Genomic DNA, 13,602 nt, shown 5'->3' on the forward strand with positions numbered 1-13,602 from the left:
CGATATGACACGAATGCACCAGGCGGCAGCCGCTTTTGCCACGACCGTGTCCCTGATAGCGGCCCTCGCGGCGTGCAGCACCGGCGGCGGACCGTCGCGCGCTCCCAGCCCGTCACCGCCCGCGTCGTCGGCACCGCCGCGTCCGACGGGCACCTCGACGCCGAACCCCGTGCTGCAGCCTGTCCAGGTGACCGGCGATCCCGTCGAGCTCGCCTCAGGGCTGAACGCACCGTGGTCGATCCTCAGGCTCGCGAACGGCGCGACGCTGATCAGCGAGCGGGACACCGCCAGCGTGCTCGAGCTGCTCGCCGACGGCAGCACCCGGGTCATCGGTCAGGTCGACGGCGTCGTGCCGAACGGCGAGGGCGGACTCCTCGGCCTGGCCGCGCTCGAGGACTCCGCATCCGTCTGGATCTACGCGTACTTCACCGCCGCGGACGACAATCGGATCGTACGGATGCCGCTCTCCGGCGCCCCGGGGTCGCTCGGCCTGGGTACCCCTGAGCCCGTGCTCGACGGCATCGCGAAGGCCGGCAACCACGACGGCGGCCGCATCGCCTTCGGGCCGGACGGCATGCTCTACGCCACGGCCGGCGATGCCGGTGACGGCGCGCGATCGCAGGACCCGGCATCACTGAACGGCAAGATCCTGCGGATGACTCCGACCGGCGGAGTACCCGACGGCAACCCCTTCAGCACCCTCGTGTGGAGCCTCGGCCACCGCAATCCGCAGGGGATCGCCTGGGACTCGCAGGAACGGATGTGGGCCAGCGAGTTCGGCCAGAACACCTGGGACGAGCTCAACCTCATCACCCCCGGATCGAACTACGGCTGGCCTGTCGTCGAGGGAGCAGCGGGCGACCCGGCCTTCGTCGATCCCGTGCAGCAGTGGGCGACGACGGATGCCAGCCCGAGCGGTCTCGCGATCGTCAGCGACACGCTCTTCCTGGCCGCCCTCCGCGGCGAGCGCCTGTGGACCGTGTGGCCCGACGCCGGTCGCGCGCCGGAGGCCGCCTTCGAGGGCGTCTACGGCCGCATCCGCGACGTCGTGCCCGGAGCGGACGGAACGCTGTGGTTCATCACGAACAACACCGATGGGCGTGGCGACCCCCGAGACGGAGACGATCGGTTGTTCCAGGTGAGCCTGGGCCCAGCCGCCTGAGCTGTGGACACCGCTGCGATCGTGTCGCTCGGCGGGTTTATCCTCATCCCATGGCCGAACTCGAACGGGTGAAGGTGTGGGCGAACGCGCTCATCGCTCTGCACCTCGACCCCGCAGTGTGGTCTTTCGGCTTCGACAACGCCAAGAAGCGGGCCGGCCTCTGCAACTTCACGGAGAAGCGCATCACGGTCTCCCGCTACCTGGCCGCACGCTACGACGACGACGAGATCCACCAGGTCCTGCTGCACGAGGTGGCCCACGCCATCGCCGGTGCACGCGCCGCGCATGGGGCCCGATGGCTCTCCATCGCCCGCGACCTGGGCTACGAGGGCCGTCGAACCCACGACGGCGAGATCGCCCACGAACTCGCACCCTGGGTGGGAGTCTGCCCGGCCGGTCACGCGCACTTCCGCTATCGGCAGCCTGCGCGTCAACTGTCGTGCGGACTGTGCTCGCGGGGGTTCAACCAGGCCCACGTGATCAGTTGGTCTCGACGCGACATCAGCGCCGCAGCACGACGGCGGGCTGCCGCGGCCGCTGCGGAGTAGCGTTCGGTCGACTGGCCTCCGGCGGCAGACCGCGCGGGGCTCCTTCCCCATGGTGACCGATCGAAGCAGGGCCCGTAACCGACTACCGTGGTTTCGTGCCATCGACCCCACCGCCGACCCCAGCATCACCCGGTCTTCCCACGGGGCAGTGGTTCACGACCCGCGACGGCAAGCCGTGGTGGTTCGATTCCGGGGCGCTCTCCCTCGACTTCGCCTATACGGGCGACCTCGGCTTCGGGCATCCGGAGTGGGAGCAGTTGCACTCCCCCGACGACCTGGCCGCCTGGATCCTGGGGCGCTTCCCGGAGAGCGACGGCATCGTCCATCCGCGTCACCTCACCGACGGGATGATGCTGCGAGACGCCGTCGGCCGCCTGGCTGTGCAAGCCAGCCGAGGCGAGGCGTTCGAGCCGCGCGACGTCGATGCCGTCAACCTGTTCGCCGCGACCCCCGACATCCCGCCGGCGCTCGAGGGCGGATCCCGCCGTGCCGGCCGTCAGACCACCAGCACCAACCAGGCGTTCGCCACTCTCGCTCGTGATGCCGTCGCCGTCTTCTCCGCCGATGCCGTCGGGCGCGTCCGCGAGTGCGCCGCCGAGGACTGCGCCCTGGTACGTCGACACGTCCCGTGCCGGTACCCGCCGGTGGTGCTCGATGCAGCGGTGCGGCAATCGGGCGAAGGTACGCAAGTTCCGAGCGGCTCAGGCCGGGTAGAGCCGCAGCACGCGCAGTTCCTCCGAGGATCCGAGCGTCGCCGTTCGCCTGATCTCGGCGGCTGCGACGCCGGCCGCCAGAAGTTCCTGTGCTCCAGCGGATGCCGTGGCCAGGTGCGCGACGGCTCCGCGCAGCCCCGTGAAGGCAGCACAGGCGGCCGCCGCCTCCGGGGAGCAGTAGTCCAGTCCGACCGAGGCGAGAGCGTCGATCACGGCCCCGGCGCCGAGCAGATCCTCCACGGTGAAGCGGAGGGCATCGGAGGCGTCGTCGGCCTGCCCGTCTCCGCGGTCCGGTGCTCCAGCCGCCACGACACCGATCAGCACACGGCGACCGAGTCGCACCTGCAGGTCGAGGACGCGAGCGGCCACGACCGCCGCATCCGTCAGCCCGCCCTCGACGAACTCGGCCTGCGGCAGCTCGGCGAACAAGGCGGTCGGCGCGCCATCGTCTGCACCACCCAGTACGTCGACCCACACGACGATGTCGGCATCGGTTCCGATGCGGACGGCCCCGGATCGGCCCCAGTCGAACCGCACCTGGTACTTGGACTGGGCGTGGGGATGAGGGCTGGCGTCGGTCACCCCGCCATCGTAGGCAACCGCGCAAGGCCTCGCATGTCGCATGACGGCGGCCTACGCTTGCGGCCATGAAGGTCATGCTGAAGCTCGTGCTGGACTGCGACCCGGATGCGGCGTGGCGCGCCATCAGGAGTCCGGCCGTTCTCCGCGAGGTCGCGGCGCCCTGGCTGGGCTTCGACTCGCTCGAGGAGGGCGGCTTCCCGACAGTGTGGCCCGCCGGACCCCACAGGGTCGACGCCCTGGCCCTCGGCGCGGTCTCGGTCGGGGAGGAGGTCATCGACCTGAGCTTCCCCGGAGGGCTGCCCGACGGCGTGCGGATGCTGAAGGACGGCGGGGGCGGGCGCAGCGGCGTGATGGCCGGCATCACCGCATGGAATCATCGAATGGCGATCTCTCCAGACCCCGCCGGCTCGGGTGGCACGCTCTACAGGGACCGCCTCGAGTTCAGCGCCGGCCCGGTGACCGCCCTGGCCTGGTACCCGACGTGGCTGTTCTGGCAGTGGCGCGGGGTTCGGCTGCGCCAGCTGGCCCCGACCTGGGCCTACGACATCGGCGTGGATGCGGAGACGGTGCGCTGAACCGTCAGCGGTAGGAGGGCGCGCGCATCTGCGCCCTGATCACGTCGAAGTCGTGGCGACTCAGCTCGATGAGACCGCGCCGGAGCTGGTAGCCCCAGTTGGGCGACGCCGTCGTGAACTCGAGGGCGCCCAGCAGCGGACGGATCGGGACGGCCTGCGCCTCGCGGTCGTAGTCGATTCGCCTGCGCCACGGCCGGAACGTGTCGCCTCCCGTGACCGCATGCCCGTCCGTCGCCTGATAGACGCTGTCGTCGGCGACTCGCCCGATGGCCGTGAACTCCCGGAGTGGATCACCGTCGGGAAAGCTCACGCGAGGCGAGTAGTAGATGAGTCCATCCGCCTCCCTGAGGCGCGACACCGCCGCCTTGGACCCGTGATTGAACTGGGCGATCCCCTGCGCGACACCGTGCAGCACGTGATCGCGCTGCACCACTCCGAGCCAGAATCTGATCGCCACGACTCCGATTCTGGTGCACGCATCCGACACTCCCGGCACGTCGAGGGTTAGCGTGGCGGCATGGGGTCGACTCTGGGTGCTCTGCAGGTGACCGATTGGCGTCGTCGCGTCTTCGGTCTCTACGCCGGTGTTCGGCAGTTGAGCGGGCATGATCCCGCCGCCGGGCACGAGCTGTGGCGGTCGGGACGCGACGAGCTCTTCGCCGGGCACCCGGCATCGCCGTTGCTCCCCGACGACCGCTCGGCCTTCACCGGACTCCCGATCGCCCCGTACGACCCCGACTGGCGATTCGAGCTCGAGGTGCACCGCGCCGAGGAACCGCACCGGCTCTCGGTCGAGACCGGCACCGACGGCGTCGTCACCTTCGCCCTGGTCGGCACCGTGCGGCTGGCCTACATCGGAACGCTCGACGTCTGGCGGCACACCGGCTACGGGGGCGGATTGTTCCTGCCCGTGCGCGATGGCCTCGCGGGCCAGCCGGGCGGCACCTACGGGGGTGGGCGCTATCTTCTGGACACCATCAAGGGTGCAGACCTCGGCCCGGGAGCCGATGACGACGCCCTCGTCCTCGACTTCAACTTCGCCTACAACCCGTCGTGCGCCTACGACCCGTCCTGGGAATGCCCGCTCGCCCAGCCCGGCAACACCGTCACGACGCCGATACCCGTCGGCGAGCACTCCGCTCGCTAGGTGGAGGGCAGAAAAATGGGGCTCACCCTGGTCCGACCCGAACGGACAGGGGAGCCCCCGCTACACCCGGCAATAGGGTGATGAGCGCAGTTAGATGCTGCCATGAATCGAAGCCCGCGAACCACAAATGCGATTCGACGCGCCGGGGAGAACGCTGAATTCCGGCGCGCCATCACTGTAATTCCGCGATCGTGAGCGATCCTCGCCTCTTTCCGCCGCCTGATGCACTGTTTCGGCTCTCAGCACGTCGTCAGCACACATCCGCTAGAGTGGAACCACTTGCGAACGTATTGATGCGTTCCCTGCGTCGTAGAACGCTTTCTTTGCGATGCGCGCCGGGCCTCTCCGCCCCGCTGCATCCAGCGATCGACAATTCATACGGCGAACGGATGTGCCCACTGGCACCTTCGCCACACTTCTGAACGAAGCGCCGTCGCTTTCGATGCGATGGTTCGCGTTCAGAGCAGCCTGAAAGGCACACCCCTTGACTGACAACACCACCACGTTCGCCTCGCTCGGCGTTCCCGCACCGCTCGTCGCAGTGCTCGCCAAGCAGGAGAAGGCGACCGCCTTCCCCATCCAGGTGGACACCCTCCCCGACACCCTGAAGGGCCGCGACGTGCTCGGCCGTGGGAAGACCGGATCGGGCAAGACCCTCGCGTTCTCCCTCCCCCTCGTCGCCCGCCTCGGCGGCGAACTCGCCGGCGGCCGTCGTCGCGCAGGGCGCCCGCTCGCTCTCGTGCTCGCACCGACGCGTGAGCTCGCCACCCAGATCACCGCCGTCATCGAGCCGCTGGCCGACGCCTACGGGCTGAAGAGCACCACCATCTACGGCGGAATCAACCAGAAGCGGCAGGTCGACGCCCTCAACGCCGGCGTCGACATCGTCGTGGCCTGCCCCGGCCGCCTCGAGGACCTGATGAAGCAGGGCTTCGTCTCCCTCGACGCCATCGAGATCACCGTGCTCGACGAGGCCGATCACATGGCCGACCTCGGCTTCCTCCCCGTGGTGACCCGCATCATGGACAAGACGCCCCAGAGCGGACAGCGGATGCTGTTCTCCGCGACTCTCGACAACGGCGTGGACAAGCTCGTCAAGCGCTACCTGCACAACGAGATCCTGCACTCCGTCGACGAGGCCAACTCCCCCGTCGCAGCGATGACCCACCACGTCTTCGAGGTGAGCGACCTCGATGCGAAGAAGCGCCTCGTCGAGACCCTCGCCAGCGGCACCGGTCGTCGCATCCTGTTCATGCGCACCAAGCACCACGCCAAGAAGCTGGCCAAGCAGCTCACCGACTCGGGCATCCCCTCGGTCGATCTGCACGGCAACCTGTCGCAGCCGCAGCGCGACCGCAACCTCGCCGCCTTCTCCGAGGGCTCGGCCCGGGTTCTCGTGGCGACGGATGTCGCGGCGCGCGGCGTGCACGTCGACAACGTCGAGCTGGTCGTGCACGTCGACCCTCCCATGGAGCACAAGGCGTACCTGCACCGCTCGGGTCGCACGGCTCGCGCCGGCAGCGAGGGCGACGTCGTCACCGTCATCACCCCCGGCCAGAAGCGCGATGTCGAGCAGCTCATGCGCAAGGCCGCCATCCAGGTGAAGCCGCAGCAGGTCACGCACGAGTCGGCCGCGGTCTCCGCCCTCGTCGGCGAGGTCGCCGCCTACGTCAAGCCGGCTCCTCGCGCAGCCGCCCAGCAGCAGGGCGGTGGCGGCCGCTCGCAGGGCGCCAACGCCCAGCGCAAGCGCGCGAACCGCGACGAGCGCACCGGTGGTACGGATGCCGCGGCTCGCCCGCGTCGTGACCGCTCCGGTCGCCCCACTGAGCAGGGCGCCGGCCGCTCGCGTTCATCCGAGCAGGGTCAGGGACGTTCGCGCTCCGGCGCCGCCACCGGCGGCTCCGCTCGCTCGGGCGGCACCGGGCGCTCCGGCTCCGGCCGCTCCGGCGGGCTGACCGTCGGCAGTGTCGTGCGGTCCTCCTCGTCGCAGGGCCGCGGCCCGCGTCGCGCCCAGGGCTAGTCCTTCTCTCGTCGAACGCGCGGTCCCTCCTTGCGGAGGGGCCGCGCGTTCATGCGTCGTCGGCGAGCGCCGGTCGGGTCGATTTCGCGTTGACGGAAGCCCGCTCTAGTCTCGTTCCATGAGCACCGAAGTAGTTGTTCGCCCCGTCCGCGACGTCGACGCCGAGATGCTGGGGCGAGTTCACGCGACCTGCTGGCACGAGGATTACGACACCCTCGTGAGCACCGCCGTGCTCGAGAACCTGTCGCCGCGGCGCATGGCCGAACTGTGGACGCACTGGATGAACCAGGGCGAGTCGTACACCCACGTCGCGGCCCTCGTCGATCACGAGATCGTCGGCTTCGCCGGCTCGGGTCCGGCACGCGACGAAGACGCCCCACGGGAGCGCGAGCTCTTCTTCATCCACCTCCTCGACGCCTGGCACGGTCACGGTATCGGCCAGCGACTGTTCGATGCCGTCATCCCCGAGGGACCCGCCTATCTGTGGGTGCCGGAGGCGAACACCCACGCCATCCACTTCTACGAGCGCAATGGCTTCGTCGCCGACGGCGCTTCGCACGACGAGCCCTTCCTCGGCGAGATCATCCACGAGATCCGGCTCGTCCGCTAGATGAGAACCTCCGTCATCCTCGACGTCGACACCGGAGTCGATGACGCCCTCGCCATCCTGTTCGCTGTCGCCCACCCCGACATCGACGTGCGCGGCATCACCTGCGTGGCCGGCAATGCCGGCCTCGATCAGGTCGTGGCGAACACCCTGAGCATCCTCGACGCCGCCCGAGCGCCCGACATCCCCGTGGCGGCCGGTGCCCGGCGTCCGCTGATCGAGGCCGCTCGCTCGGCGACAGAGGTGCACGGCGCCGACGGCCTCGGCGGCGTCGAACTCCCGGCATCCGTCCGCCAGCCGCACCCCGATGGTGCCGTCGCCCTGATGCGACGCCTGCTCCTCGAGAGCGCCGAGCCGCTGACGCTGGTCGCACTCGCACCGCAGACCAACCTCGCCCTGCTGCTGCGCACCCACCCCGAGGTGGTGCCCCACATCGAGCGCATCGTGTTCATGGGCGGTTCTGCCAGCATCGGAAACGCGACGTCGGTCGCCGAGTTCAACGTCTGGCATGATCCGGAAGCCGCAGCCATCGTGCTCGACTCCGGAGTGCCGTGCTACATGTACGGCCTCGACGTCTTCAATCACGTCTCGGTGCCCTTCGACACGGCCCTCGCCCTCGCCGCGCGGAAAGACGTCGGCGGCCGGGTGGTGGGCGAGTTGCTGGGCAACCGGGTGAAGGCCGCCGGGGACTACTCGGGGCTCATCGGCGACGCAGGCGCTGTGTGCGCGATCGTCGATCCGGGTGCCGTCGGCACTCAGATCCGTCCCGTCCGGGTCGAACTGGCCGGCCACTCCCGAGGCCAGACCGTCGTGGACCGCCGCGAGGCATCAGGCGAGGATCTCCTGCACGGTCTGGCGGCCGCGACCGTCCATGTCGAGGTCGCCCTCTCGGTGGACGCCGACCGGATGATTCGGCTCTTCCTCGCGACTGTCGCACCGTAGGCGCCGCAGAAGCGCCGAAAGCACCCCCCGAACGGGGACGTTTCGCGTGTCGCGCCCTGCCCCCACCCCCTGAGTTCATGGGAGCATGGCCGCGGCGGACACGGCCGCCGCGCCATCGTCGACGCGAGACCGACAGAAGGAGTCCGACGTGAGTGACCTGCTCCCCGCTGTGCGCCCCCGCGGCCGGCACGCGAATCCCGATGTCCCCGTCGATGCGCCGAGTGCAGCATCTACGGCTTCCGTGGCACCAGCAGCCTCGGCAGAGCCCGCTCTCCTCTCCGAACCCGCCCTGCTTCCCGACCCTGCTCCCGCACCGGCTGCCGAACCGGCTCCCGCCGCGGAGGCCGCCCCACCAGCGGCACCCGCACCAGCGACCGGCGCCGACATCATCGACGCCGAGATCGTCGATGATGTCGATGACAGCGACACCATGCCCGACGCCCCGGCGGATCCCGTCCACGTCCTCGTCGACTCCGACTCCAACTCCTTCGCGGCGGAACAGGAGCAGCAGCCCGAGCCGCAGCCGGCGACATCCGTCGACCCGGGCGATTCCACGGAGACCGAGCAGCCGGCGACCTCCGCGTGGGCCCCGCCGCCCTGGGAAGCCCCATCCGCTCCTCTCAGCGCATCAGCCGCTCCCTCCATCGACGCCGCACAGCCGGCGGCTCTCAGCTCCTTCGCGCCCCCCGTCGCCACGGCCGTTCTCGACGGGCCCGCGCCCGAGTCGGCTGCTCTTCCCGCGCCGGTTCCCGCCGTGTCCAGCACGGCATCACCGGTCTTCTTCGGTCTCGCGCCCGTCGCTTCCCCGGCCCCGATGGCCGCGGCGGAGCCCGAGACGGCGATCGCTGTCGAGGAGAATACCACAGCCGCTCAGACCGATGCAGCCAGTGACGAGTCCTCCGAGCCGGCCGAGGCCGTCGGTGTTCCCGCATCGGATGCAGAGCCGTCGACCTCCTCGCGCCGCAAGCGCGGACGAGTCGCGCGCGGCGTCCTGCTGTCGCTGCTGATCATCCCGGTCGGCATCGCGGCCTGGGTGCTGCTCTGGAACTACGGCTTCATCACATCCGTCATCGCCTTCGGAATCTCCTGGGGCGCCGTCGGGCTCTACAGGCTCGGCTCGCACGCCCGCGTGACGACAGGTGCGCTCTGGGCGCTCATCTCGGTGATCCTCGCGACACTCGCGTTGGCGTTCTTCGGCGCCGTCGCCTCGGACATCATCTCGACGACCGGTATCGCCCCTCTCGCCGCAGCGACATCGAGCGAATTCTGGTCGGAGTTCCTGGCCACCATCGGGTCCTCCGAGCTGTGGAGGACCTACGCCATCAACCTCGCCGTGGCCGTGCTCTTCGCCGGACTGGGGCTTTTCAGCGTGCTGAAGTGCCTGCGGCCCGAGTCCAGGTCCTAGAAGCCGGCTGCACCCGGCCGACGCTGCGGGTCGGCTCGGCGAGTCAGCGCAGCGCTCCGACGGACGCGAGCGCCTGACGGAGCAGCACCCCTCGTCCGCCCTCCATCTCGGACACGATGGCATCGGACGCAGCCTCTGCGGGCGTCATCCACGTGATCTCGAGCGCGTCCTGGCGGGGATCGCAGGTGCCGGTGACCGGAACGACATAGGCCAGCGAGACGGCGTGCTGGCGTTCATCCGTGAAGGCGGTGATCCCGGGCAGCGGGAAGTACTCGGCGACCGTGAACGGCACCGGGCTGACGGGAAGCTGCGGGAAGGCCATGGGGCCGAGATCCTTCTCGAGGTGCCTGAACAGCGCGTCGCGCAGCGTCTCGCCGTACATGACCCGGCCGGTCACGAGGGTGCGTGTGATCTCTCCGACCGAGTTGGCACGCAGCAGGGCGCCCACCTCGGTGACCTGTCCCATCCCGTCCACGCGGACGGGCACGGCCTCGACGTAGAGAAGCGGGAGGCGACGTCGCGTCTCGGCGAGCTCCACATCCGTCAGCCAGCCGGGATTGGGGTCGGGGGTGCGCACGCTCATGCCAGCCATTCTGGCACCGCTGCCTGCACGTGGCTCGCGACGGGGCCGGAACCGCCCATGGCAATGGAAGGATTGAGGTCGTCGATGCATGTTCAGCTTCGACCGGACGACGGGCACCCAGATGACAGAAGAATCAGCCGAAGGCTCCCTGCAGGTCGATGATCGGGCGGTGCTCTGGTCGGCGAGCGCGGCGGACCGCGCCGGTCGCCCACTGCTCGTGCTGTTGCACGGCTACGGCTCGCACGAGGGCGATCTCTTCGGACTCGCTCCGTATCTGCCGCTCGAGCCCGTGCTCGCGTCGGTGCGGGCGCCGATCGCCATGGGCCCGGGCAACGCGTGGTTCCCGCTCCACGACTCTCCGACGGGATTCACGTCAACGCCCGCCGACATCAGCGCCGCGACGGATGCCCTGCTCGACTGGATCGACGGGCTCGAGGTCACGCCGTCATCCGTCGGTCTGCTCGGCTTCTCGCAGGGCGGCGCCATGGCGCTGGAGTTGCTTCGTGCTCGACCGGAGGCGTTTGCCTACGCGGCGGTGCTCGCGGGCTTCGTGGCCGATCTGCCGAACGCCAACGATTCCGCCCTCGCCGAGGCGGCGCCACCGGTGTTCTGGGGGCGGGGAACAGCCGACGCCGTGATCGCGAGCGACCGCATCGACCGCACTCAGGCGTGGCTGCCCACCCATTCGACGCTCACGGAGCGGATCTACGAGGGGCTGGGGCACTCCGTGTCCGAAGCGGAACTGGGCGACCTGACGACCTTCCTCCGCGCACGCTACGTCTGAAAAGCGAGGAAGTTCGCACGGGAACAGGCCCGAGCGGTTCGAAGTCGAACCGAGCAGCCCGAAAGTCCTCGCTTTCCAGATACGAGGGCGCGATCGCGGAGCGAGGTCTAGCGGGAGGAATCCGCCGCGCGGCGGGCAGCACGCTCGGCGTCGCGCTCCTTGACCCGTACCTGCTCGGCACGCACCTCTGCCTGGGTCGCCCGCTCGGCGACCAGCCAGGCCGGCGGCTGCTTCAGCAGGGCGCTGATCTCGGCCGTGGTGAGAGCCTCGGTGATGCCGGCACGGGCGAGGCCGGAGGTCGAGACGCCGAGCTTGCCGGCCATGACCGGGCGGGGGTGCGGTCCGTTCTTGCGCAGTTCCTCGAGCCAAGCCGGAGGGTTCGCCGCCCACTCGTCCAACTGCTCTCGGGAGATCTCGACGGAGGTGAACTCGGGCGGAGCGGCAGCCAGCAGGATGCCGAGCTTCTTGGCGGCGGTCTCCGGCTTCATGGTCTGCGTCTTCTTCGGGCGCTTCGGCTTGGCCTCGGGGAACTCGTACTGCGGGGCCGCCGCTTCAGTCTCCGATTCCGGTGCGGTCTCGGACGGCTGGTCTTGCGGGGTCTCGGGTGCGGTACTCACAGTGCCCAGCGTATAGCCTGAGACCGGCGGAGGGGCATCCGCCCTCGGCGGAACGGAAGGCGCTCGCATGCTGAAGCTGGCCTTCGTCGCCGGAGTCACGCCCACCAAGTGGCTGCGTGCCTGGAACGACCGCCGCCCCCGCGATCCGCTGGAGGCGTTCCGCACCGAGCAGGCCGAACAGACGGCTGTGCTCCGCGATCAGCGCGCAGACCTGGCCATCGCCCGCCTTCCCCTCGACGACGACGCCGGCCTCAGCGTCATCCGCCTCTACGAGGAGGTGGCGGTCGCCGTGGCCCCCAAGGACCACGCCATCGCGGCCGCCGACGAACTGGTGCTCGCCGATATCGCCGACGAGAAGCGCGTCGCCGACATCGGGACCATGGACGGCGACATGGTGATGGAACTCGTCGCCGCCGGGGTCGGTATCGTCGTGGTTCCGCACTCGATCGCGAGGCTCTACGCCCGCAAGGACGTCATCTCGCGCACGGTGACGGATGCCCCCGTCACGCACATCGCTCTGGTCTGGCCGACGGCTGCCACGACAGGCGATGTGGAGGAGTTCATCGGCATCGTGCGCGGACGGACGTCCAACAGCTCGCGCGGCTCCAGCGCCGAGCAGGCCGCCGAGGCCAAGAAGGCCGCCGAAGCGAAGGCCAAGGCCGCCAAGGCGAAGAAGAAGGCAGCCCAGCCGGCCAAGAAGCAGCGCACCGCCGCCGAGATCCGCGTGGCGGCAGCGCGTAACTCCCGCGGGAAGAAGCGTCGGAGCTAGCCCGATGACTGCCCGATTCCTCCTGATCACGATCAGGCCAGAGCTCGATGCCGCGCGCGACGAGTACGGCTCCATGCTCGCCGCGACGGGCCTGCCGTCATCCGCCCTCTCCCAGCACCTGCTCGCTGACGTGCCGCTCGACGACGCGCTCGACGGTGTGTCCGGGGTGATCGTCGGCGGGAGCCCGTTCAGCGTGACCGATGCCGTGAAGAGCCCGGCCCAGCGCCGCGCCGAGGCCGACCTGAGGACCGTGGCCGCGGCATCCGTCGACCAGGGGCTTCCGGTGCTGTTCACCTGCTACGGAATCGGAGTGGTCGCCCAGGCCTACGGCGGATCCGTCGGACGCGAGCACGGAGAACCGACGTCGGCGGTTCCTGTGACCCTCACCGCTGAGGGCGCCGCCGACCCGCTGCTGGGCACGCTGCCCCGAACCTTCGACGCCCTCGTGGCGCACAAGGAGGCTGTGAACACCCTCCCGACCGGTGCAGTACTGCTGGCCGGTTCGCCGGAGTGTCCGGTCCAGGCCTTCAGGCTCGGCAGCAGTCTCTACGCCGTGCAGTTCCACCCCGAGGTCACGGCCGACGACCTCGCAGCCCGCGCCGGCATCTACCAGCATCACGGCTACTTCGACGCCCACGAGTTGCATGTGGTGCAGGCGCGCCTGGCAGCCACATCCGTCTCGGTTCCCAGACGTCTGTTGAAGGCCTTCGTCGAGCTCAACGGCTGACGAGGCGCTCCCCGCCGACCGCCCATCCGGGCCGGCACAACGAAGAACCCCCTCCGACCCGAAGGCCGAAGGGGGTTCGTTACGAAGTCTCGTAATTACACGGGACGGATGTTCTCCGCCTGCAGACCCTTGGGGCCACGTGCCGTCTCGAACTCAACCCGCTGGTTCTCCTCGAGGGAGCGGAACCCGCTCGACGCGATGGCCGAGTAGTGGGCGAAGACGTCGGCAGAGCCGTCGTCAGGAGCAATGAAACCAAAGCCCTTTTCCGCGTTGAACCATTTGACGGTGCCAGTTGCCACAGTCTTTCTCGCATTCTTCTTCAGTGAACCCCGCCTTTCGGGGTTCAAAGTCATAGTGTCCACAGTTCGCTTTCACGCTCGCGACTTGGGTCACAAGAAATGCGCAACACAACAACTTCGAT

The 13,602-nt window shown here is 69.4% G+C and carries 17 protein-coding genes and 1 pseudogene; 13 read left to right on the plus strand and 5 right to left on the minus strand.

Features of this window, described 5'->3' with window-relative positions; all coding sequences use genetic code 11:
• Positions 1 to 4 precede the first annotated feature (4 nt).
• The 4 genes and pseudogenes from ASC59_RS09760 to ASC59_RS17640 all read left to right on the plus strand — a co-directional run bounded on the left by ASC59_RS09760 (position 5) and on the right by ASC59_RS17640 (position 2,424).
• The gene (locus ASC59_RS09760) at positions 5 to 1,162 is read left to right on the plus strand and encodes a PQQ-dependent sugar dehydrogenase (protein ID WP_055821470.1); all 1,158 of its coding nucleotides are present in this window, start codon (positions 5 to 7) and stop codon (positions 1,160 to 1,162) included.
• A gap of 50 nt (positions 1,163 to 1,212) precedes the next feature.
• A complete protein-coding gene (locus ASC59_RS09765; protein ID WP_055821473.1) occupies positions 1,213 to 1,710 on the plus strand; it encodes a SprT-like domain-containing protein in 498 nt (165 codons plus the stop codon).
• A gap of 95 nt (positions 1,711 to 1,805) precedes the next feature.
• Positions 1,806 to 2,210 (plus strand): annotated as a pseudogene (locus ASC59_RS17005) (ABATE domain-containing protein); the annotation flags it as partial.
• A gap of 64 nt (positions 2,211 to 2,274) precedes the next feature.
• On the plus strand, positions 2,275 to 2,424 hold the full coding sequence (locus ASC59_RS17640) for a CGNR zinc finger domain-containing protein (RefSeq protein WP_235492647.1): 150 nt from the start codon (positions 2,275 to 2,277) through the stop codon (positions 2,422 to 2,424).
• Here the strand turns inward: ASC59_RS17640 and ASC59_RS09775 are convergent.
• A complete protein-coding gene (locus ASC59_RS09775) occupies positions 2,412 to 3,005 on the minus strand; it encodes a hypothetical protein (protein ID WP_157487977.1) in 594 nt (197 codons plus the stop codon). The genes ASC59_RS17640 and ASC59_RS09775 overlap by 13 nt on opposite strands.
• Before the next feature lie 65 nt (positions 3,006 to 3,070).
• On the opposite strand from ASC59_RS09775, the gene ASC59_RS09780 reads away from it, so the two are divergent.
• Positions 3,071 to 3,580 (plus strand): hypothetical protein, encoded by a 510-nt coding sequence (locus ASC59_RS09780; protein WP_055821482.1) that lies wholly within the window; start codon positions 3,071 to 3,073, stop codon positions 3,578 to 3,580.
• A 4-nt stretch (positions 3,581 to 3,584) separates the two neighbouring features.
• Here ASC59_RS09780 and ASC59_RS09785 read toward each other — a convergent pair whose 3' ends face one another.
• Positions 3,585 to 4,037, minus strand: a complete 453-nt coding sequence (locus tag ASC59_RS09785) for an EVE domain-containing protein (RefSeq protein ID WP_235492648.1) — start codon at positions 4,035 to 4,037, stop codon at positions 3,585 to 3,587.
• A 60-nt stretch (positions 4,038 to 4,097) separates the two neighbouring features.
• On the opposite strand from ASC59_RS09785, the gene ASC59_RS09790 reads away from it, so the two are divergent.
• The 5 genes from ASC59_RS09790 to ASC59_RS09810 all read left to right on the plus strand — a co-directional run bounded on the left by ASC59_RS09790 (position 4,098) and on the right by ASC59_RS09810 (position 9,701).
• Positions 4,098 to 4,727: a DUF1684 domain-containing protein gene (locus tag ASC59_RS09790; RefSeq protein WP_055821485.1), complete on the plus strand. Its 630-nt coding sequence runs from the start codon at positions 4,098 to 4,100 to the stop codon at positions 4,725 to 4,727.
• Between the two features lie 484 nt (positions 4,728 to 5,211).
• Entirely contained in the window at positions 5,212 to 6,747 is a 1,536-nt protein-coding gene (locus ASC59_RS09795) for a DEAD/DEAH box helicase (protein ID WP_055821488.1), read from the plus strand.
• 118 nt (positions 6,748 to 6,865) lie between these two features.
• Positions 6,866 to 7,357, plus strand: a complete 492-nt coding sequence (locus ASC59_RS09800) for a GNAT family N-acetyltransferase (RefSeq protein ID WP_055821491.1) — start codon at positions 6,866 to 6,868, stop codon at positions 7,355 to 7,357.
• Positions 7,358 to 8,296, plus strand: coding sequence for a nucleoside hydrolase (locus ASC59_RS09805; RefSeq protein WP_055821495.1), 939 nt, complete (start codon positions 7,358 to 7,360; stop codon positions 8,294 to 8,296).
• A 148-nt stretch (positions 8,297 to 8,444) separates the two neighbouring features.
• On the plus strand, positions 8,445 to 9,701 hold the full coding sequence (locus ASC59_RS09810) for a hypothetical protein (protein ID WP_157487978.1): 1,257 nt from the start codon (positions 8,445 to 8,447) through the stop codon (positions 9,699 to 9,701).
• 43 nt (positions 9,702 to 9,744) lie between these two features.
• On the opposite strand, the gene ASC59_RS09815 is transcribed toward ASC59_RS09810, so the two are convergent.
• Positions 9,745 to 10,284 carry an NUDIX hydrolase family protein gene (locus ASC59_RS09815; protein WP_055821504.1) on the minus strand — a complete coding sequence of 180 codons (540 nt, stop codon included), beginning with the start codon at positions 10,282 to 10,284 and terminating at the stop codon, positions 9,745 to 9,747.
• A 121-nt stretch (positions 10,285 to 10,405) separates the two neighbouring features.
• Between ASC59_RS09815 and ASC59_RS09820 the strand changes: the two genes are divergently transcribed.
• Positions 10,406 to 11,068 (plus strand): alpha/beta hydrolase, encoded by a 663-nt coding sequence (locus ASC59_RS09820; RefSeq protein WP_055823143.1) that lies wholly within the window; start codon positions 10,406 to 10,408, stop codon positions 11,066 to 11,068.
• Positions 11,069 to 11,175: 107 nt separating this feature from the next.
• Here the strand turns inward: ASC59_RS09820 and ASC59_RS09825 are convergent, their stop codons facing one another.
• Entirely contained in the window at positions 11,176 to 11,556 is a 381-nt protein-coding gene (locus ASC59_RS09825) for a DUF5997 family protein (RefSeq protein WP_055823145.1), read from the minus strand.
• 196 nt (positions 11,557 to 11,752) lie between these two features.
• Between ASC59_RS09825 and ASC59_RS09830 the strand changes: the two genes are divergently transcribed.
• Complete coding sequence (locus tag ASC59_RS09830; protein ID WP_055821506.1) at positions 11,753 to 12,454, plus strand: LysR substrate-binding domain-containing protein; 702 nt, start codon at positions 11,753 to 11,755, stop codon at positions 12,452 to 12,454.
• Between the two features lie 4 nt (positions 12,455 to 12,458).
• Positions 12,459 to 13,181, plus strand: coding sequence for a glutamine amidotransferase (locus ASC59_RS09835; protein WP_055821509.1), 723 nt, complete (start codon positions 12,459 to 12,461; stop codon positions 13,179 to 13,181).
• A 95-nt stretch (positions 13,182 to 13,276) separates the two neighbouring features.
• On the opposite strand, the gene ASC59_RS09840 is transcribed toward ASC59_RS09835, so the two are convergent.
• The gene (locus tag ASC59_RS09840; protein ID WP_055821513.1) at positions 13,277 to 13,480 is read right to left on the minus strand and encodes a cold-shock protein; all 204 of its coding nucleotides are present in this window, start codon (positions 13,478 to 13,480) and stop codon (positions 13,277 to 13,279) included.
• Positions 13,481 to 13,602: the final 122 nt, after the last annotated feature.

Origin of the sequence: Leifsonia sp. Root1293 (assembly GCF_001425325.1) — a bacterium.
GTDB lineage: Bacteria > Actinomycetota > Actinomycetes > Actinomycetales > Microbacteriaceae > Orlajensenia.

Excerpts from the sequence above, each read along its gene's own strand:
- ASC59_RS09820 (WP_055823143.1), top strand. The coding sequence starts at position 10,406 with ATGACAGAAGAATCAGCCGAAGGCTCCCTGCAGGTCGATGATCGGGCG.
- ASC59_RS17640 (WP_235492647.1), top strand. The coding sequence starts at position 2,275 with ATGCCGTCGGGCGCGTCCGCGAGTGCGCCGCCGAGGACTGCGCCCTGG.
- ASC59_RS09760 (WP_055821470.1), top strand. The coding sequence starts at position 5 with ATGACACGAATGCACCAGGCGGCAGCCGCTTTTGCCACGACCGTGTCC.
- ASC59_RS09780 (WP_055821482.1), top strand. The coding sequence starts at position 3,071 with ATGAAGGTCATGCTGAAGCTCGTGCTGGACTGCGACCCGGATGCGGCG.
- ASC59_RS09835 (WP_055821509.1), top strand. The coding sequence starts at position 12,459 with ATGACTGCCCGATTCCTCCTGATCACGATCAGGCCAGAGCTCGATGCC.
- ASC59_RS09790 (WP_055821485.1), top strand. The coding sequence starts at position 4,098 with ATGGGGTCGACTCTGGGTGCTCTGCAGGTGACCGATTGGCGTCGTCGC.
- ASC59_RS09800 (WP_055821491.1), top strand. The coding sequence starts at position 6,866 with ATGAGCACCGAAGTAGTTGTTCGCCCCGTCCGCGACGTCGACGCCGAG.
- ASC59_RS09815 (WP_055821504.1), bottom strand. The coding sequence starts at position 10,284 with ATGAGCGTGCGCACCCCCGACCCCAATCCCGGCTGGCTGACGGATGTG.
- ASC59_RS09830 (WP_055821506.1), top strand. The coding sequence starts at position 11,753 with ATGCTGAAGCTGGCCTTCGTCGCCGGAGTCACGCCCACCAAGTGGCTG.
- ASC59_RS09825 (WP_055823145.1), bottom strand. The coding sequence starts at position 11,556 with ATGAAGCCGGAGACCGCCGCCAAGAAGCTCGGCATCCTGCTGGCTGCC.
- ASC59_RS09805 (WP_055821495.1), top strand. The coding sequence starts at position 7,358 with ATGAGAACCTCCGTCATCCTCGACGTCGACACCGGAGTCGATGACGCC.
- ASC59_RS09765 (WP_055821473.1), top strand. The coding sequence starts at position 1,213 with ATGGCCGAACTCGAACGGGTGAAGGTGTGGGCGAACGCGCTCATCGCT.